This is a genomic window from Gillisia hiemivivida (assembly GCF_007997295.1).
GTDB classification, from domain to species: domain Bacteria; phylum Bacteroidota; class Bacteroidia; order Flavobacteriales; family Flavobacteriaceae; genus Gillisia; species Gillisia hiemivivida.
In genome coordinates, this window is the sequence record NZ_VORY01000007.1 from 37,792 (window position 1) to 58,534 (window position 20,743).

Annotated in this window: 18 protein-coding genes; 16 read left to right on the forward strand and 2 right to left on the reverse strand. The window is 32.4% G+C overall.

Features of this window, described 5'->3' with window-relative positions; all coding sequences use genetic code 11:
- Positions 1–13: 13 nt before the first annotated feature.
- Genes ES724_RS08145 through ES724_RS08160 form a run of 4 tightly spaced genes read left to right on the forward strand, consistent with a single transcriptional unit; the run spans position 14 to position 4,105 of the window.
- On the forward strand, positions 14–1,027 hold the full coding sequence (locus ES724_RS08145) for a glycosyltransferase family 2 protein (RefSeq protein ID WP_146931948.1): 1,014 nt from the start codon (positions 14–16) through the stop codon (positions 1,025–1,027).
- Positions 1,028–1,079: 52 nt separating this feature from the next.
- Positions 1,080–2,267: a glycosyltransferase gene (locus ES724_RS08150; protein WP_146931958.1), complete on the forward strand. Its 1,188-nt coding sequence runs from the start codon at positions 1,080–1,082 to the stop codon at positions 2,265–2,267.
- Between the two features lie 28 nt (positions 2,268–2,295).
- Positions 2,296–3,156, forward strand: coding sequence for a glycosyltransferase family 2 protein (locus tag ES724_RS08155; RefSeq protein ID WP_146931959.1), 861 nt, complete (start codon positions 2,296–2,298; stop codon positions 3,154–3,156).
- Between the two features lie 7 nt (positions 3,157–3,163).
- Positions 3,164–4,105: a glycosyltransferase family 2 protein gene (locus ES724_RS08160; RefSeq protein ID WP_146931961.1), complete on the forward strand. Its 942-nt coding sequence runs from the start codon at positions 3,164–3,166 to the stop codon at positions 4,103–4,105.
- Here the strand turns inward: ES724_RS08160 and ES724_RS08165 are convergent.
- On the reverse strand, positions 4,079–4,798 hold the full coding sequence (locus ES724_RS08165; protein WP_146931963.1) for a glycosyltransferase: 720 nt from the start codon (positions 4,796–4,798) through the stop codon (positions 4,079–4,081). The two genes, ES724_RS08160 and ES724_RS08165, sit on opposite strands and share 27 nt — an antisense overlap.
- Entirely contained in the window at positions 4,780–5,550 is a 771-nt protein-coding gene (locus tag ES724_RS08170) for a class I SAM-dependent methyltransferase (protein ID WP_146931965.1), read from the reverse strand. The genes ES724_RS08165 and ES724_RS08170 overlap by 19 nt, the downstream gene beginning before the upstream one ends.
- A 130-nt stretch (positions 5,551–5,680) precedes the next feature.
- On the opposite strand from ES724_RS08170, the gene wsfD reads away from it, so the two are divergent.
- From wsfD to ES724_RS08230, 12 genes are all read left to right on the forward strand, one after another.
- Positions 5,681–7,036 (forward strand): glycan biosynthesis hexose transferase WsfD, encoded by a 1,356-nt coding sequence (wsfD, locus tag ES724_RS17060; RefSeq protein WP_449404201.1) that lies wholly within the window; start codon positions 5,681–5,683, stop codon positions 7,034–7,036.
- Between the two features lie 28 nt (positions 7,037–7,064).
- Positions 7,065–8,174, forward strand: coding sequence for a non-hydrolyzing UDP-N-acetylglucosamine 2-epimerase (wecB, locus tag ES724_RS08180; RefSeq protein ID WP_146931969.1), 1,110 nt, complete (start codon positions 7,065–7,067; stop codon positions 8,172–8,174).
- Between the two features lie 75 nt (positions 8,175–8,249).
- Positions 8,250–9,176, forward strand: a complete 927-nt coding sequence (locus ES724_RS08185; RefSeq protein WP_246136845.1) for a class I SAM-dependent methyltransferase — start codon at positions 8,250–8,252, stop codon at positions 9,174–9,176.
- Between the two features lie 147 nt (positions 9,177–9,323).
- Positions 9,324–10,592 carry a glycosyltransferase family protein gene (locus ES724_RS08190; protein ID WP_146931971.1) on the forward strand — a complete coding sequence of 423 codons (1,269 nt, stop codon included), beginning with the start codon at positions 9,324–9,326 and terminating at the stop codon, positions 10,590–10,592.
- Complete coding sequence (locus ES724_RS08195) at positions 10,589–11,740, forward strand: glycosyltransferase (protein ID WP_170249867.1); 1,152 nt, start codon at positions 10,589–10,591, stop codon at positions 11,738–11,740. The genes ES724_RS08190 and ES724_RS08195 overlap by 4 nt, the downstream gene beginning before the upstream one ends.
- A 6-nt stretch (positions 11,741–11,746) precedes the next feature.
- Positions 11,747–12,907, forward strand: a complete 1,161-nt coding sequence (locus ES724_RS08200; RefSeq protein WP_246136846.1) for a glycosyltransferase — start codon at positions 11,747–11,749, stop codon at positions 12,905–12,907.
- Entirely contained in the window at positions 12,900–13,991 is a 1,092-nt protein-coding gene (locus ES724_RS08205; RefSeq protein ID WP_146931973.1) for a glycosyltransferase family 2 protein, read from the forward strand. Before ES724_RS08200 ends, ES724_RS08205 begins: the two co-directional genes overlap by 8 nt.
- Positions 13,992–14,246: 255 nt before the next feature.
- Positions 14,247–15,245, forward strand: coding sequence for an N-acetylneuraminate synthase family protein (locus ES724_RS08210; RefSeq protein WP_146931974.1), 999 nt, complete (start codon positions 14,247–14,249; stop codon positions 15,243–15,245).
- A gap of 190 nt (positions 15,246–15,435) precedes the next feature.
- Positions 15,436–17,016 carry a glycosyltransferase family 2 protein gene (locus ES724_RS08215; protein WP_146931976.1) on the forward strand — a complete coding sequence of 527 codons (1,581 nt, stop codon included), beginning with the start codon at positions 15,436–15,438 and terminating at the stop codon, positions 17,014–17,016.
- Positions 17,017–17,140: 124 nt separating this feature from the next.
- Positions 17,141–18,949 (forward strand): asparagine synthetase B family protein, encoded by a 1,809-nt coding sequence (locus tag ES724_RS08220; protein ID WP_146931978.1) that lies wholly within the window; start codon positions 17,141–17,143, stop codon positions 18,947–18,949.
- Positions 18,939–19,940 carry a glycosyltransferase family 2 protein gene (locus ES724_RS08225; protein ID WP_146931980.1) on the forward strand — a complete coding sequence of 334 codons (1,002 nt, stop codon included), beginning with the start codon at positions 18,939–18,941 and terminating at the stop codon, positions 19,938–19,940. The genes ES724_RS08220 and ES724_RS08225 overlap by 11 nt, the downstream gene beginning before the upstream one ends.
- Complete coding sequence (locus tag ES724_RS08230) at positions 19,937–20,740, forward strand: class I SAM-dependent methyltransferase (protein WP_146931982.1); 804 nt, start codon at positions 19,937–19,939, stop codon at positions 20,738–20,740. Before ES724_RS08225 ends, ES724_RS08230 begins: the two co-directional genes overlap by 4 nt.
- The last annotated feature ends 3 nt before the right edge of the window (positions 20,741–20,743 follow it).

A 20,743-nucleotide genomic window follows, 5' to 3' on the forward strand; every position in this document is an offset into this window, starting at 1 on the left:
TAATCATCAAATAATGAAGCCTCTAATTTCAGTAATATTACCAGTCTTTAACCGTGAAGAGTACATTATTGAGTCAGTTGAAAGTATTTTAAAGCAGACATATACTAAAATTGAATTAATTATTATTGACGATGCATCAAATGACGAAACTGTAAAAATTATAAGTCAGTTTTATGATTCTAGAATACAGTTAATTAAAAACAAAATAAATTTAGGTGTTGCTGCGTCAACGAATTTAGGAATCAGAAAGGCAAAAGGGAAGTATATTGCAAAAATGGATAGTGATGATATAGCATTACCAACAAGATTAGAAACGCAATTAACTTTTATGGAAGAGAATGAAGATATAATTGTGTGTGGGAGTAATATTGAATACTTTGGAGCTAAAAAAAAAATAATTAAGTATAAAGAAAATCATAAAGCTATTTTAGTGGAAATGTTATTAAGAAATCCTTTCGCAAATCCAACAGTTATAATTAGGAAGGAAATTTTTGATGCTTATTTGTATGATGAATCCTACAAATATGGGGAAGATTATGAATTTTGGACTAGAATAGGTTGGGAAGGTAAGATGTATAATATTCAGGAGGTTTTGTTGCTATATAGAGTGCATTCTAAGCAATTGTCAAGTGATATTAAAAACAAAAGGTTAGAGGTAGATATAAGCTTAAAATTAAGATTGTTTCATATGATAAAATATGATAACGAAATCTTTAAGGATGAGTTCATTAAAAGAATACTTTTCTCAAATGAAGCTATAGAACTTCAAGAATGTGCGATTTTTTTAAAGTGGCTCAATAATTTACTTTTAGTTAATATAAAACAACCAATATTTGATCAAAAAGAATTGACTAAAATTTTAGAGACATTAAAAAGAAATTTCGTTTACGATTTATTTTTTACAAACAAGAGAAATGGAATAGACTATTTATTTAGATTGAAAATTCTATTGGTTTTACCTATAAATGAAATATTTTTTGTTTTGAAAAAAAAGATGATTGAAAAATTCAAAAGTTCGTTTAGATAAGGAACCCCTGAAATTAAGTTTCTATAAAAAAAAGGACTTAAAAAGCTACTAAATGGAATTTTCAGAAAAAAATATATTATTAATTATACATGCAGGTTCGCTTGGTGGCGCAGAAAGACAGGGCTTGGGGATTTCTAAGATCCTTACTGAAAAATATAATTGTAAAGTAAATTTATTGTTGACATCCTCTGGTGACACTACCAAAGAATTTGAAGATTTTGCCAAAGAATGCCATATTATAAATACCCTATATTTAGATAATCCATATTTACTTTTTAAAAAAGAACTTACTCTCATAAATATAAAACGATTATTCAAATCAATATCATATCTTTTTAATTTAAAAAAAGGTTTAAAACCTTATAAACCAGATATTATTATTCCATTTTTAAATTTCCCATCAAAAGTAGCTTTTTATTTGTATTGGTTAATCCCTTCTGTAAAATTCACTTTCTGGCACCAATTAGGATTAGATGTGCTTAGTTTGGATGTTTTGGAAAGTATTGCAGCTAAAAACACCTCTTGCGTCGTCGCAAATGCTAGCAATGGCCTGGAAATGTTTAAGAATTTATATATTATTGAACCTCAAAAATTAAATATATTACCCCAGTATATTTCTATTAGTCACCATCCTTTAGATAAAGAAAAACTAAAATTAAAATTTAAAATTCCTAAAAATTCATTGGTTATAGGTATGATAGCACATTATCGCCCGGAGAAATATCATGAACTATTATTGAATGTTTTTGAAAAGTTAATTGAGAAGCATGACAATATTAATCTAGTGTTCTTAGGAAATAAGAATAATACTGTTACCACTCAAAAAAAATACCAATATTTATCGGCTAAAATAGTAAATAATAATATGAGTTCCAAAGTATTACTTCTTTCAGGATTTAAAGTTGAAGAGGTTTTAAATATTTTGGATATTGGAGTATTGGTTTCCAGAATAGAAGGAATGCCAAATGCGGTTATGGAATATATGTTATATGGATTACCCGTTGTTGCTTCAAACCATCCGGGTTGCGTTCAGTTATTGAGTAATTCAAGTTTTTTAATAGAAAACAATGAGAGAGAATTGTTTGATAGTTTAGATAAATTAATTATGTCAGAGATATTAAGAATTTCTGAAGGAAGAATTAATTCAGAAAAAATTAAAGTCTATGATATGGATTCTTATATAACCAAATTACAGGTTATAATGAATAAGAGTTTAAAATTAAAAAGAATTTTATTTTAATTATTAATTTTTTTTCTTAAAAGTTTAAATGGATATTTTTGCAAAAAACAAACCGTTGATATCTATTATTATACCTTGCTATAATGATGCAAAATATATTGAAGAATCCGTCCAATCTGCATTAAATCAAACCTATTCAAATAAGGAAGTGATTGTAGTGGATGATGGTTCTAATCTTAAAACAAAAAAGGTTTTAGATAATCTTGAGAATAAAGTCCAAAAGCTAATTACTCAAAAAAATAAAGGAGTAAGTGTTGCTAGAAACGTTGGTATTGAAGCATGTTCTGGTGAGTATGTTTTAGTTTTGGATAGTGACGATTATTTTGAGCCTAGTTTTTGTGAAAAGGCACTACAAATTTTTGAAAAGGAATCTGACGTTAAAATAGTGACTTGTTACTCAAAATGGTTTAATGCTAGAACACATATAACTTATAAACCGAAAGGCGGAAATATTAAGGATATTTTGATAAGCAATGTTGCAATGGGATCATCTATGCTCAGAAAACAAGATTGGCAAATAGTAGAAGGCTATGATGAAAAAATGACAAGAGGCTATGAAGATTGGGAGTTTTATATGAGATTATTGAAATCTGGTGGAAAAGCAGAGGTGATTCCTGAAATTTTATTTAATTACAGAAACAAAGAAAACTCAAGAAATAAAAAGGCTAATTTGGCTAAATATGATATTCTTGGGTATATATACAAAAAACATGCTGTTGTTTTTAAAGATCACTTTGACCTTTTTATTTCTGAATGGTTAGAATCGATAAGAAAAAGTGAAGCCTTTAAACAACAGGTAATGGATAGTTTAGACTACAAGTTAGGGAATAAGCTATTAAAACCTTTTCGGTTCTTCGGACTTTTAAAAAAAGCAAATTCAAAAAAGTGAAGTTGATATGCCTTTAGTTTCTATAGTCTTAGCTACCTATAACCGCGATCATTTGATAGGGGAAATGTTAGATTCAGTTCTAAATCAAACTTATGAAAATTGGGAATGCATTATAATAGATGATGGCAGCACGGATAACACCAAAGAAATCCTCCGGTCATATTTGCTAAAGGATCCCAGATTTAACTATTACGAACGCACGAAAAATCATAAAAAGGGACTTCCGGGCTGTCGCAATCAGGGATTGGAACTGGCTAAAGGTGAATGTATAATTTTCTTTGATGATGATGATATAGTACATCCTGAAAATCTTAAAATTTGTATTGAAGTTTTGTCTGATAAGGATTTATATTTTTGCAGATACGACAAAGAGCCGTTTCGAGGGGAATGGAAATCTGATGCCTTAAAAGGAGACTCCGGTTTCAAATCAAAATTCGTTGATATCAATGATCTTGAAAAGATAGTAATTGGAAAGTTGCCTTTTGCATCCTGCACTGTATTATGGAAGAAGGAATGTTTTGAAGGTCAAAGATTTAATGAGAATTTGATGTATGCTGAAGAGTGGGAATGTTATTCTAGAATTTTATCCTCTGGATTTAAAGGAATTTCAATAGATAAAGTGCTTTATTACAATAGGAAACATCCCAACTCCAATACTGGAGAATTCTACATTAATGATCCAGTAAGAAGAGCTTCCAATTTAACGGCGATCCATTTGGTAATAGACAATTTATTTAGAAAGGGATTATTAACCCCAAATTTGGTGCAGTATTTCATAAAGACAGGATTTTTCATAAAAGAAATTTCAGTAATAGAAGCTGTACTTAAGCGCTCAAATGCCGGAATATTAAAAAAAACAAAGTATTTATTGGGTTATAAAATCTACCCTGTTTTAAAGCCATTATTTAAGTTGAAAGGAAAGTTAATTTCTAGATCTAATTTTAATTAGATCTAAAGGAGCTATAAAGAAATCCACAAGTTTTATTTTAGAACCTTCTTTTTCTTTCCACAACCTCAAAGGAACCTCAAGTATATATTTTTTATAGTCCTCTTTGTTTTTGCTTTTATATCTGAAAAGTAATTCTAAATCAAATAACCATTTAGATGCAAAAGGACTAGAAAATAATTCCTGGGCTAAACCCACCTCAAAGAATTTTGCGCCACATTGAGAATCATAAGGTTTTAGCTTTAGCACGATACTCGCAACTGTGGCAAAAATTCTACCCATATAGTGTCGGGTTAAATCTCTTTCAATAGTAGCTCCTAGCCTTTTAACCCTTGATCCCATTATAAATTTATAGCCATAACTAAAATTAGCAGTTAAGTAATCAATTTCTTGAAGAGGCGTTGCCAAATCAGCATCCAAATACCCTATGTAATCAAAACCTGGAAATTCAGCAGCTTTTAAGATTCCTTGTCGAACAGCTTCTGCCTTACCGTAATTCATACTGAGATCTATAACCTTGACCTTATCAGGATGTAATTTCTTTAACTCCTCGAGAATATCCAAGGTGTTGTCAAAAGAGCCATCATTTATAAAATAAAAGTTGTGAGAGTTTGATTCAATATATTCAGAAAAAATTTTTAAGTTTATTCTTTCTTCTTCATTAAAACAGGGTATGATTATACAGATTTTCGACATACAATATAGTTTGACAGTCCTGGAAATTTTATTCCTATTGAATTAAATAAGTTGAAGATCATAAAATCGAAGTATAATAGTCTAGCTATATACTGAGTTATAAAATTATTCGTTGTCCAGCGAGTGAGGCCAGTTCCCTCCTTATAAATCTTATTTCCTAAATTCCTTTCTTTAATTACTTCAATATATCTGGGTAAAAGCAGAGAAAAGAAAAAATAACCAACTTGAATTTTATCAAACCCGGATTTTGAAATCAAATTCTCTAAACTTTTATTAGTATATCTTCGGAAGTGTCCTAAAAATTTGTCGTGAGAACAAAATAAGTTCTGAAAAGCTGGTACGGTAATAAATATGATCGTTTCGGGGGAAATAAAAGCGCTTTCCCTAAGAGTGTTTATAAACCCATGATCATCTTCAATATGTTCTACTACATCCATTATAAATACAAGATCAAAAACCAATTCTTCGTCCTTTGGTAATTTATCTAAAGATTTATATAATTTTATCGAAGAGCCTTTATTTGTTTCAAGATATTCGTCAGTAAATGCGGTGTCTATGGCATAAAATTTCGCGGAGGTTTTGTCTTTTGAGAATTTAGTTAGGAAGAATAGATCTCCGCAGCCCAGATCCAGAATGTTTTTGTCCTCATAATTTGAACAATGATGATCCACTAAAGATTTTGCTACTTCTGCTCTGGCCATTTCCCATGGGTGACGATTTTCATTATTTTTAGGTAATTCTCTTAAATCCATTTTTCTGTATTACCCAAAGAAATAAAAATTAAAAACAAATCCTAAGTTAATTTTAAAAAATGTTCAATCTTTGATGTATTAACTTAACCACTTAAAATCAAAAGCTACCAAAACATTAGAATTTTGATATATGCTACCCCTTGTGTTAGGGTTAATAGTAGGGTATTATATTTTTTTCTCTCCCCCAATTGGCTTGGCAGATAGTGCAGATTTTGGGAGAATATTTTTACAACTTGGCTTAGATAGAAGTGGAACTACACCAAATGATCAATTTTTTAATTTTTTCAATCCCGAATATCAAATTAATCGGGAATCTAAAATACCTGTAAAACTTACTCAGGTATTCCTATTTGTTTCGTTGATATTTAATAAAATATTTTATTCAGAATCTCATTACAGCATATTTTTTCTTTCCATCATATACTTCATCCTTTATATAGGTGGATTTTATTTGTTCCTCCGCAACCTATTTCGAACCTCCCAGCTTAACCACCTCGGTAAATACTTAGTCGCTGGCCTAAGTATAATAGTGTTATCCGATGTAATGTTTGTTTCATATTTTAATAGTTTATATCAAGAAATCTTATTTATTGTTTTTTTTATTTATGTTATAGCCTTTTACTTAGATAGTACTATAAATTATAATTATTTATTAATAGCTCTAATAATATTATCTGTGTCGAAAACACAAAATTTCATTTTTTTGATATTGTCTTTTTATATTATGATCTGGAAATTCAAAAAAACCAATAAAATTATATTAGTTGGGGCAAGTTTTGCCGTCCTATTTTTTCGTCATTTCCTTATTAAGGAGCAGAAGCAAACCAATAAAGCAAATTTGTATGAAACTGTTTTTTTGGGTTTAATGTATTGCGCTTCAGAATCTGAAAAATTGAAAATCCTGAATGATCTTGACCTTAAAGAAGCTAATTATCTTGAAAATGTAAAAGAAGTATATTGGCGTCCAGGAAATGAAATTGCTAATAGAAAAGGAAATCTTCATAAAGAATTTTATTCTAAAGTATCTCAACTAGATATCATGATAACCTATATTTATAACCCACAAATACTTTTTAAAATGGTTATTATGGGTATTAAATACTTAGTGATTAACCCGGCGCAACCCCAACATTTGGGAAATTATCTCAAAAAAGATTCCAAAGGAGCAAAATTAACTCTAAAGGAAACGTTTTGGGGAAAGTATTTAAACAAAACTTTTCTTTTGATTTATTTGTTCTCATTAGCTAGCTGTGTATATAATATAGCAACTGGTAGAAGAAATTTCCGATTAACCTTAACAATTATACTTATTATGCTCATACCTTTAGTTTTTACTGCGACTTTGGTGGCCGGGGGTATTAATGATTTTGTGAAACACAATTTATCTGTATATTTCATGATTTCTATTCTGTTTCTTTTATTATGTAGTAATGTTTTAGAAATTATCAAAAGTCAATCTGCTTCTCAAAAGGTTGCATTATTTTAATTTTATAATTTTGGTAAATAAAACCTCGTTGAAAATACTCCTTTGTTTTGGCACCAGGCCAGAAGCCATAAAGATGGCTCCTGTAATTCATGAGCTCAAACAACAAAAACTTGACTTTAAAGTTTGTGTTACTGCACAGCACCGGGAGATGCTGGATCAGGTTTTGGGTTTTTTCGAAATAGTGCCGGATTATGACTTGGATTTAATGCAGCCAAACCAGTCCTTAAATCAGCTTAGCTCAAAAATACTTAAATATATAGATGAGATATTGGTAAAAGAAAAACCCAGCCTTGTTTTGGCACAAGGAGACACTACAAGTGCTGCTATGGTTTCTCTTGCTGCTTTCCATAGAGAAATAAAAGTTGGGCACGTAGAAGCAGGACTGCGCACCTATAACAAAATGGCTCCTTTCCCCGAAGAAGTAAACCGCCAAATTACCTCCCGGATAGCCGATTTCCATTTTGCGCCAACGGTAAAGTCAAAGTTAAATTTGTTAAAAGAACAAATCCCCAAAGAGCATATTTATGTGACCGGAAATACCGTGGTTGACGCATTGGAATGGGCAATTGCTAAAATGGAAGCTGAGCAATTAAGTGAAGAAATTCAGAAAATAAAAGCCTTAATTAACCCGCATAAAAAAATGGTCCTCATAACAGGTCACCGCAGGGAAAATTTTGGAGAAGGACTTATTCAAATTTGTGGAGCTTTGCTGGAATTGTCAGAAAGAGAGAATGTAGAATTGATCTATCCGGTTCATTTAAATCCAAACGTAAACGGGCCTGTACAGGAATTGCTCAGTCACAAAAATAATATTCACCTTATAGACCCAGTGGCTTACCCCAGCATGCTTTGGCTGATGCAGCAGTGCAGCCTTATCATCTCAGATTCAGGAGGTATTCAGGAAGAAGCCCCTACTTTTAATAAACCGGTATTGGTTACCAGGGAAGTTTCGGAGCGTATGGAAGGAGTTGAGGCTGGATTTTCTTTTTTGGTGGGTACAGATAAAGATAAAATAGTAGAAGAGGCAATTCGGATTTTAAACCATCCTCCGGATTTTTTAGGAATTGAGAATCCTTATGGGGATGGTACTGCAGCTAAACAAATTGTACACATTCTTTTAGATGCTAAGAATGTTTAATTTCCACAAATATTATTGGTTATCTACTTACTCAGTATTATTATAAAAAAATCTGTAAAACCGGTTATTAAAATAATGAGAAAAAATCAACTTATTAAATTTATTAAGAATGGGATTAAAACCTTGATGAACAAGCTACCCTATGTCAAAACCCTTTATCACTTAAATTCCAATTCCAAATTTCCCAATGGTCACTATTATTCAACTGTAGTCTCCCTTGATCAAATAAAGTTGAGACAAAATGAAATTTGGAAATCGCCAATAACTGAAAATATAGAAGGTATAGACCTGAGAATCGGAGAACAACTTCAATTGGTTGAAAAACTGACTGTCTATTTTCCGGAAATTCCTTTTACAGATAAAAAGCAAGAAAAACTCAGGTATAATTTTAACAACAGTTATTATTCCCATAATGATTGTTTAATTCTTTATTCAATAATCCGGCATTATAAGCCAAAGAATATTATAGAAATTGGCTCTGGTTACTCATCTGCGGTTATGATGGATACCAATGAATTATTTCTTAATGGTAATATAAACTTAACTTTTATAGAGCCATATTCCGGGGATAGGTTAAATGCTTTAATGACCGAGACGGATAAAAAGAACACCACCCTAATTCAGGAGGATGTTCAATTAGTGTCATTAGATATTTTTAAGAATCTTAAGCAGGGAGATATACTTTTTATAGACAGTACACATGCAGTTAAGACAGGGAGTGATGTCAATTATATTTTATTTGAAATTTTACCGGTATTATCAAAAGGAGTATTAATACATTTTCATGACATATATTTTCCTTTTGAATATCCAAAATCCTGGGTTTTAGATGGATTTGGATGGAATGAGGCTTATTTTTTAAAAGCTTTTTTGATGTACAATATGAATTTTAAAATTATATTATTTTCAGATTATTTAAGTAAATTTCATAAAGAAACAATTCAAGATATGCCTAAAATCTATAAATCCAATGGAAGCAATTTGTGGATTGAAAAAGTTTAATATCTTAGAAATTAGCTTTTAATTTCATTCTGATTATTGACGAATGCATTACGTATTTGGGCGATTTGCCTGGGTTGTAGAACAGTGTTGAACGCTTGTTAAAACAAAATCGAAAGTCTATCTTTACTTCAAATCAAACAGATTTAAGTGAAACCCAAATCATATACGAAAATTTTAGTTGTAGCCGAGTCTATTGACTTAGAAGACAGCAGTGGTTCTAAGGCAAACGTGGCGTTGATCCAAAATTTACACAAGGCCGGGTTTGAAGTGCTGGTGTACCATTACACCCGAAAGGAAATTCAGCTACCGGGAATAACCTGTATGGCCATTAAGGAAAAACGGTGGAGTGTTTTATTTTTTCTGAGTCGGATGGAAAGATACATTCGCAGCTTTTTGAAATTATCTCTCAGTAAACCTTTGGAAAAAGTATTCGGTTTTTCCTTTACTCTTTTTAATGACCGAAACAGCATAGTTGCCGCTTTGCAGGAAATGGAAAGTTTTAAACCCGATCTTGTGCTAACTCTTAGCAAGGGAGGGAGCTTCAGGCCGCACCATGCTTTATTGAAGATGCCCGAACTGCATAATAAATGGATGGCTTATATTCACGATCCGTATCCTATGCATTTTTATCCAAAACCTTATACCTGGACTGAAGCAGGAGCTCGTCAAAAAGAGGAGTTTATGAAAGAAGTTGCATTAAAAGCGAAAATCACTGCTTTTCCTAGCAAACTTTTAATGGAATGGATGGGAAGTCATTTTGCTCCATATCAAACCAAGGGAGTTGTTGTACCTCATCAATTGGAACATGGAAATAACGACGAAGTGAATGAAGAACTCCCATATTATTTTAAAAATGGGAATTTTAATTTAGTACATGCCGGTAACTTATTATGGGGCCGTGATCCCAATGGTTTAATTTTAGGGTTTCAGAAGTTTTTAAAGGAAAATCCAAGTGCGAAAAGGCATGCGAGGCTGATATTTTTAGGTGGTGCAAATCATTATTCTTCAGAGCTTTCGGAGTATGAGAGGGAGATATACCAGTTTAAGGTAAGCACTGATTATTTACCTTTCAAAATGGTTCAAAAGATCCAAAAAAGAAGTAGTGTTAACGTTATTTTGGAAGCTAAATCGACAATAAGTCCTTTTTTACCTGGTAAATTTCCACATTGCGTAAGTGCGAATAAACCAATTTTAATTTTAGGTCCAGGTTATAGTGAATGTCGAAGATTGTTAGGAGAAGATTATATCTATTGGGCAGAAATTGACGAAGTTGATAAAATTGCTCGACTTATTGATAATTTTTATTGTCAATGGAAAAATGACCCAAACAAGCTTAAACTTAATCGTCCAGATTTGATAGAGTATCTTTCTATAAATTATTTAGCTGAAACCATGAATAAAATATTTGAGGAATGAAAATACTTATGGTTTCCGTTTTTTCTAATCATTTTTTTAATTGGGTGCTTCAACTTAAGGGTTCCGGACATGAGGTTTATTGGTTTGACGTAAATGATGCAAATACCCATGTCACAAGAATTGATTTCGTTATTCAGACCGTAAAATGGAAAAGGAAATTTGACTATCCGGGAAGGCAATGGATCAAGAAAAATTTTTTTGTCTTGGATAAATTTATAAATAGATTAAATCAGAGAAAATTAATAGATGCTTTTCAACAGAAATTCGATGAAATTCAACCTGATGTAATACACAGTTTTGAAATGTATTCTTCTTGTGTTCCTATTTTGAAAATAATAAAAAAACACCCTAAAATTAAATGGATATATTCACCATGGGGAACCGATTTGTTTTATTATCAAAATGAGGCTGAAAAATTAAAGGGAATCAAATCTGTTTTTAACCGCCTTGACTATATGTTTGCAGATTGTAACCGGGATTCCTTAATTGCTAGAAAATATGGATTCCAAGGAGAATATTTAGGCACATTTCCAGGAGGTGGGGGCTATGAATTGAATTCATCTAACTCCTGGGTATATGAATTTCAAAACAGGAAAACTATATTAGTTAAAGGGTATCAAAATAAATTTGGAAGATGCAATAATGTTTTGGAGGCTTTATTAGAAATAGAGCATGATATTAAGGATTTTGAAATTATTGTGTTTGCTGCAACTGAAGAGGTATTAAAATTTGTAGACAATCCAATATTTAACAAAATGAAAAATTTAAGAATAGTAGGAGCCATTGGCCGTGAGGAAGTTTTAAAATTAATGGGAAAATCTCTACTTTATATCGGGAATAGTATTTCTGACGGGATGCCTAACACATTGTTGGAAGCAATAATTATGGGAGCTTTTCCAATCCAATCCAATCCTGGAGGGGCTTCAGCTGAAATTATTGAACATGGTAAAAATGGTTATTTAATTGAAAATCCCGAAAACAGCAATGAAATTGCAGTCTTGATCAAAAAAGCAATCCAAAACACAGGTTTATTACAATCGGGAATTACATTTAACTCAGATTACATTAAACCAAAACTAGAAAGGGACTATATTAAGGAGCAAGTTTTAAAGAGTTATGCATTAGTTGAAGCAAACCTAAAATTTTAGATTAGAATGAAAATTTTAATGGTCTCCATATTTTCTAACCATTTCTTTAGATGGACAGAACAATTAAGAGATTCTGGCCATGAAGTATATTGGATTGATGTTTATGACTCCAATACACATGTGAAAAAGATTGATTTTGTTCATCAAATTATCGGTTGGCGCAACAAAATTAAATACCCAGGTAGGTATTGGATAAAACAAAATAGTCCTAAATTATATAAATTTATCAACCGTATTAATCAACGGAAGCTGGCTCAAATATTCGAAAGTAAACTTTCGGAAATTAGACCAGATGTGGTTCATAGTTTTGTGATGTATTCAGCCTGTGTTCCCATTTATAAAGTGATGAAAAAGTATCCTACAATTAAATGGATTTATTCTGCTTGGGGCAATGATTTGTTTTTTTATCAAAATGAAAACCAAAAGTTACAAGACATGAAATTGGTCTTACCTGAATTAGATTATATGTTTGCAGATTGTGTTAGAGATTTTAAAATTGCAAAAAAGCACGGATTTCAAGGGGAATTTCTTGGCGCATATCCAGGTGGCGGAGGATATGAATTTGAACTATATGAGCCGTTTTTAAAACCATATACTCAACGTAAAATAATATTAATTAAGGGGTATGAACATAAATTTGGTAGATGCAACAAAGTTTTAAAGGCTATTGATATTTTAAAAGAAGAACTCAGTGGCTTTAATATTGTAGTTTTTGGCGCAAACGATAAAGTTTTAAATTTCGTTAAAAAAAATCGATTAAATGAATGGGAGAATTTAATTATTCTTGAAAAATTATCGCATTCAGAGGTTTTAAAATTAATGGGAGAATCGCTTATTTATATAGGAGACAGTATTTCTGATGGTATGCCAAACACCTTATTGGAAGCTATAGTTATGGAAGCGTTTCCCATTCAATCTAATCCCGGTGGGGCAACAGCCGAGTTAATAAGTCATAAAGAGAATGGTTTGTTGATTGAATATCCTGAAGATTTCGAAGAGATTGCTAAACATATTTCGTATGCATTAATACATTTAGACAAAGTTCAAGAGGGTATAGCATACAATAACAAGGAAGTTAAACCGAAATTGGAACGGAACTTTATTAAAAAACTAGTATTAATTCAATATGAAAAAGTAGCACTAGAATTAAAAAATAATAATGACTAAATCCATCACTATTATATATGCTTACAGGAACCGTGATGTTGCTCGTGTGAAAGCTACTTTAGTCAGCTTGCAAATGCAAACACAACAAAATTTTCACGTGGTATTTGTTGATTATGGCAGTGAGGGAAGCTATGCTCAGAAGGTACAAAAAGTGGTTTCCGGTTTTGTCTTTGCAACCTACTACTATGTTGCCCATACTGGTTTGTTATGGAATAAGAGCAAGGCATTGAATTATGGTATTCATAAGACGACCACGCCTTATGTATTTCTTGCAGATGTGGATGTGGTCTTTCACCCTAGCCTTACCGCTGTTATGCAGCAACTCATTACACCGATGGGGTTTTATTTGTTCACAATCGCCTATTTACCTAAGGAAATTAATACTAAAGAAGCAGAGCAGTTTCCTATTGAAAATTGCAAACCTACTCATATCGGCAATACTTTCGGTATAGGTCTGTTTCCTTTAGAAGCCTTGCAAAAAGTGGAAGGCTTGGATACATTTTTCCACTTTTATGGGTCTGAAGATGCCGATTTGAATGCGCGATTGCAAGAAGCTGGCTATTTCTTAAAATACCATAAACCGCTTTTGATACAACATCTTTGGCATCCCCGGTATCCGTTCAAAAAAGATAGCCAAATTATGGTACAGCCCCGACTAACAAATGTGCAACGCATCAATCAGCGACATTATTTACGTAACAGGGAAAAGGGAATAATAAAACCAAGCCGGCGGGACAGAATGGGCAATGTAATAAGTAAGGAGGAAAGTGATTTTTTGCAAAAACCTACAAAAATAATTAAGATTTATAATATTTTATCTCATGTAGAACATTTTTTAGGAGAGGAGTTGCCTTCATATACTGGAGAAATCATCAAAGTTGAATTTCTTGAAGATCCATATTTTCAAACTTTAAAATATAAACTTAAAAAGTTACTTGGAAAACAGACCCAGCTGTATTGTTCTATAAAGGAAGTTAATGATATGGTACTTAAGGAAATTGTCTTTAATTACAGGGATGCTAATTACTCCTTTGAAATCTCGGAGAATTTAAAGTCGATAATCTTTTGTGTCAGGATGAATTAAAGAAGTGGCACTGTTATGAAGTGGAGTTGTATTAGATTGCCATGGCTACGCCTCGCGATGACATAAAAACAAGAGATATGTATATAATTGCTGAAATAGCACAAGCCCCCACCCTAAATCTTCGTAATAGAGACGGGTTAAAATTTATAATAATTAATTTTAATTTATGTTTATAATAGCTGAAGTCGGGCTGGCACATGAGAGCCCCCCCAAGCCCCCAAAGGGGGAGTTATAATTTTTAACCCAAAAATCATTATGTTTATAATTGCAGAAATTGCTCAGGCACATGAGGGGAGTTTTAAAGAAGCTTTGTCTTACATTGAAGCCTTGTCAAAAACAGGAGTAAATGCGGTGAAATTTCAGGTTCATATAGCCGAGGCTGAGAGCAGTATTCACGAACCATTTCGTGTGAAAATGGCATCGCAGGATAAAACACGCTTCGATTACTGGAAACGAATGGAATTCACTTTGCATGAATGGAAAGACTTAAAAAAGCACTGTGATGAAGCGGGACTGGAATTTATGGCTTCGCCATTCAGCAATGCGGCGGTAAATTTTCTGGAAGAAGTGGGAGTGAAGCGCTATAAAATTGGCTCGGGGGAGGTGAATAATTTTTTGTTATTGGAAAAAATTGCCCGCACGGGAAAACCGGTACTTCTGTCTTCGGGAATGAGCTCTCTTGAGGAGCTAGACCACACTGTGGCCTTTTTAAAGAAAAGAAAAGTAGAAATTTCAGTTCTGCAATGCACTACTGCTTACCCCACGCAACCAAAAAATTACGGGTTGAATGTGATTAGGGAATTAAAGGAACGATATGGAGTTCCGGTAGGATATTCAGATCATTCTGCTAAAATAGAAACCTGTATTGCCGCTTCCGCGCTGGGAGCAGAGATCCTGGAATTTCACGCTGTATTCAGTCGTGATAGTTTAGGTCCGGATGCAAGTTCTTCTCTGGAAATGGAAGAGATAACTCATTTAGTAAAAGCAGCAAGGAACCTGGAAACTGCTTTGAAGAATCCTGTAAATAAGAGCGATAATTCCAAATTTACCGAGTTAAAGAATATATTCGAAAAATCTTTAGCAGTGAATAAGGATCTGCCAGCAGGACATATAATTAAATTCAAGGATCTTGAGGCTAAGAAACCTAAAGGTTTTGGGATGGAGGCTTCGAGGTTTGAAGAAATTATCGGTAAATCCTTAAAAAATAATTTAAAGCAATGGGAATTTTTGAATTGGGAAGATGTTTATGAGTGAAGAGTTAAGAGTGAAGAGTGAGGAGTAAGAAGTGAAGTTAATGGATTGCCCAATCGCCAGATTGCTTCTCCCGATCTTAAAATCGGGATCGAAATGACTCCGTATGCCGCTACTTCTTCGAAATGACTTGTTTATAAGACTTTTCTTTATTAATGATTTAATTACATTTGTTTAAAGCCAAATCTATTCAATGATAGTCCTAATTCATCAGAAAACCCAGCAAGTATTAAAGGTGTTGAAGGGAATAGCTAGACTGGAAATTTCAAGCGCCAATTGTACTGAAGCTTTTTGGGAACTGGCCGAAAAATTCCCAGATGAAATTATTGCTTGGTGTGAGGAGAAATATGTAAATGATCTAAATATGGAGCAATGGCCACAGATATTTCATCACGATCTCATCATGGCTTCTTATTCTATAGAAAATGTATTTCTTCCAGATAGTATTGGCTATATAGACCAGCTGCCATTCGTAAATGTAAACAGGAAGATTTTATATGGTACCTGGCAAATGAGCAGCGATGTAGGCGGAATAAAAGGGGATACTTTATTGAGATTTAAACCTCTGCTCAAAAACATAAAAGATTTTAATCCTTTGCTTAATTCCATAGCTAAATTGGGTCAACAAAATGGTCTTTTTTGTTATAGTGCTCCACATTTAGTGAAGAAGAATATCTCACCTTCGCGTAAATATATTGCTTCCGACATACAACTTTTCCATTTTGTAAATCAACATTATAAAACTATACGTACAATAATTTTACTCTGGTGTTTATTTAGATATGAAAGGAGGCTACCAATACTAGCATTTATCAAATCTATCTTTGTGGATAAGTTGCTGAATAAACATATAGACCTTAGAAAGATTGAGGTCAACTCTACTAAAATTTTTACTAGATCTAATTCGTTAGATGTAATTATACCTACAATGGGAAGGTCCATGCATTTACTTCAAGTAGTCAAAGATCTTTCGCTTCAATCCTTACTTCCCAAAAAGCTTATCATAGTAGAGCAAAATCCTGATACGGGATCTGTTTCAGAATTAGATGATCTTAATGAATATAATTGGCCATTTGAAATAAAACATTTTTTTATACACAAAACGGGTGCTTGCAATGCAAGAAATATAGCTTTGCAGAATGTCACTTCAGATTGGGTTTTCTTTTGTGATGATGATAATAGAATTGAGAAAGATATTATTCAAAATGCTCTTTCAGAAATAAAAAGACTTGGTGCCAATATGGTATCCACAGCCTACAGACAAATGAATGAGCCACTTGTTTTTAAACATATTAAACAGTGGGGAACATTTGGTGCAGGGAATTCTATTGTTGCTCGTTCCTATATTGAAGGAATAACATTTTCTTCTATTTTCGAGCATGGTTATGGCGAAGACAAGGACTTTGGCATGCAATTACGAAATGCGGGTTGTGATATAATTTATCATCCTGAAATAGAGATCTTACATTTAAAAGCTCCAATGGGAGGTTTCAGGCAAAAACCTAAACTGCTTTGGGAAATGGAAAAGCAAGTTTCAAAGCCGTCACCAACTCTAATGGCCTTAGCAATAAGGTATTATACTAAAGAACAAATAGTAGGATTTAAGACCTCCCTTTATTTAAAATATTATGATAAGCAATCAGTTAAAAATCCGTTTTCATATATTCGAGAAATGAACAAAAGTTGGCATAAAAGTGAAAAATGGGCTAAGAAATTAATTAATTCAGAAAAAGGTATTGGAGATGATTTTCAGGTCATTACTGAAATTAAATAGTGACTTTGGATATTCTTACTATTATAAATTATTCTAACATTCATATTCTTATAAATTATTAATGAGATTCTTACTTACAAATAGCTTATTGGATAAGGACTTAATCTCGAAGCTCCCATTTAAGTTGGTTTTAAATGAATTTGGGCGAGTTAATTTTTTAATAGATCAGGAAGATGAGTTACTGGAAACTGATTCACATGTTAGTGTAACCGAAGGATACTTGAGAGATCTGGATATGGAGGTTGATAATATTAAAGGACAGGAAGAAAGCGCAATTCTCGAAATCACTAAGAATTGGCCTCTGCCAAACAATATAACAGGATCATTTTCGTCAGTAATTATTGATAAAGCATCATTTGAAATAGCAATTTGTAATGACCCCATAGGCGTTTACCCTTTATATTACTTATCCATAGGCCAAGAATTTTATATCTCTAATAGTATTATTTTATTAGGCTCTGCTGCTCAATGTGAATTGGATGAAGCTGGAATTATTCAAAGGGGTTTAGGACCTGAATTTTGTAATTTAGGCTCACGAACAATTTTAAAGAATTGTAAACGCTTGCTTCCCGGGGAATTAATACAATTTGATAAAAGGGGGGACATTATATCAAAAAAATACGATAACTCCCTTTATCAAGAAATGTCTAAGCCAAATCAGGATCCAAAACTGCCTAAGAGATTTTGGGAGGCATATAAGAAAGAGGTTGAATATTCCCTAAATAGCTCGAAACACGTAAATATTGCATTGAGTGGGGGGATAGATAGCAGAATTACACTAGCTGCCATTTCAAAAGAGAAGGATTTAAACTGTGTTACGTTTGGGCATGATAAAAATTATGAAACCAAAATAGCCTCTAGGCTAGCAAAAATAAAGGGCGCTAAATTCCGAAATTATTCTCAGTCTAATTTATATTTTCCCGAAGAGGATATATTGAGAAAATATACTAAGCAAACAGAAGCTTTATATTTATGTTCTTGGTTAGAAATTCTTGAAAATGAAAAATTTGATTCAAAGTCACCTTTTTTATTGGGGGATTTGACAACAGCCCTAACCGGTCGTACCATAGAAAAATTTTCAACTAAGAAATTTAGACAAGAAAATTTTTGGAAGCACTATGTTTTAGAACAGGATTATGTTTTTGAAAATTCAACGGATCAAAGCTATACAGATTGGAAAAAAAATAAATTAGAAAATTTTGCAAGATGGTATACAAAGGATAGGCTAGCACAATTTAAATTTAACATTAATAAAACTGATCTCGTTCATTCTTTAAGTTCAGATATGAATGAAATTTTTGAAAGAATAGAAAGTCATGAATTGCCTTTTGTCGAGCTATATGATGAATTGTTTACCTGGTATACTCACAATAGAATGCAGGTAGCTAAACAAATTTTAATTTGTAATAAAAATAACATGGCGTTCAGTCCATCTATGTCATTGCAAATCCTGAGGAAGGCGACCAATATCCATCCTAATTTAAGGTTGAATTTCAGATTTATTAAAACCCTATTTAAGGAATTTAAAGAACTAAACAACTTGGCTAAAGTGCCAACAAGCCAAGCTCCATATATACCTCAAAATTATCCTGATATTATTAGATTCGGAGTTTGGGGAATTCGGTCCAAACTAGATCAATATTTTATTAAAAGGTTGGTGAAATATAGAAATATCAAGATGAGATATAGACTGTTTGAATCTATGAATTGGGCTAAAATTTATCATAATCCTAATATGGAAATGAACCTAAAGGATTATTTCCATAATAATCATTTGGGAGATATTTATTTTGAAAATTTGCTAAACCAATCCATCCAGAGAAGAGAGCTGAACCAATGGCCCTTCGCTAATATTGATATAATGAATGCAGCGAGTTTGAACATGGAAATTGATCTGATAAAAACCTTAAGGAAAGAGTTAAATGAAGTTTAGCTTAATTATATGTACCTATCAGAGACCTGATGCTTTGATTAACTTAATGGATTCGATCCAAGAACAGTATTTGGTTCCTGATGAAATTCTAATAATAGACAGTTCTCGAAATAACAAGAGTAAAAATGCATTAGAAAGAAAATTTTATTCTGGTTTAAAATATTTTAAAGTAGGAGAAGAATTCCGTGGCTTGACAAAACAGCGTAATTATGGCATTCAAAAAGTAGATGAGACTTCTGAAATTGTATGTTTTCTTGATGATGATATTGTTTTAACTCCGGAGTATTTTAAAAATATAATGGAAGCCTATAAAACTTTTCCGAATGCCCTTGGAGTAGGAGGTGCTATTATTGATGAGGTAGCGTGGAAGGATAATACAACAGAAAATAAGGTTCAATTTGACGAATTTGAGATGGATGGTTATATTCGCAAATTGGGGAGCAGGAATGTGTTGCGGAAGAAACTGGGTTTGTTAAGTGATCAACATCCGGGTTATATGCCCGAATTTTCCAACGGCTTGTCTATAGGTTTTTTACCCCCATCTGGGAAAACCTATCCAGTAGAATTTTTTATGGGCGGCGTTTCTTCCTATCGGAAAGAATTATTTGATGAAATAAACTTTTCCTCATATTTTGAAGGCTATGGTCTTTATGAGGATATGGATTTTTGTTTGCGCGCTTCTAAAATTGGGCAGCTTTATGTAAATACTGCAGCTAAATTGTATCATTATCACGAGAAGGCTGGAAGACCGAACCAATTCAAGTACGGGAAAATGGTAATTAGGAATGGGTGGTATGTATGGCGAGTTAAATACCCAAATCTAACTTTTGATGCTAAATTTAAGTGGCACAGTATCGCGTTTTTGTTAACTTTAGTGCGCTTGGGAAACATGTTTACTACAAAAAATAAAACGGAAGCCTTAACAGAAGGCTTAGGTAGAATCGTTGGGTGGCTTAGTTTATATATTAATAGTCCAAAGCCGGAAAAATGAGTATAAAAAGAACTGAGGATGTAAACCTTAAGCAAAAAGAATTCTACGAAACAAAAAAAAAGAATTTAGCTACTAAAATATGGTCTTATTTTAGAAATGGCATTCTCAACCAGACTCGAAAAAGTCTTGGCGTAGAAAGACAAATATTAGATCTTCATACATCTTGGTTAGGTGATCTTTCTGATAAAAAAGTTTTAGATTTAGGTTGTTATGCAGGAAATTCTTTGTCTTTTTATTTAGCTAAAAATTCTAAAGAATATATCGCAATTGATTTAAGTGAAGTTGGAATAAATAGACTTTCGGAACGTTTAAAGGATTTGCGCACTGCTAAAGCTTATACGGTAGACTTCTTATCATCAGAATTTAAAGAAAATAACTTTGATATAATTTACGCATACGGAGTTTTACATCATTTTAAAAATGTGAATCAATTAATTGAGAGGCTACAGGATAAACTTAATGAAGATGGTAAAATTATTAGTTATGATCCACTTGAAACTAGTATACCAATAAAAATCATTAGATCCCTATATCGTCCATTTCAATCGGATAAAGAATGGGAATGGCCTTTTACTAAAAAAGTATATTTCAAATTCGAAAACGCATTTGAAATATTGGAAAGGCGCGCTATTTTAGGGAAATCAAAGTGGTTTTTTCTTTTAAATTTATTGCCATATACTGCTGATAAAAAAATTTCCATTTCTAAAGAATGGCATATAGAAGACTGGGAAAAATCCCAATATTCTAACAGCCATATGTTTAGTTGTATGCATCTAACTATACTCATGAAGAAAAAATAATTA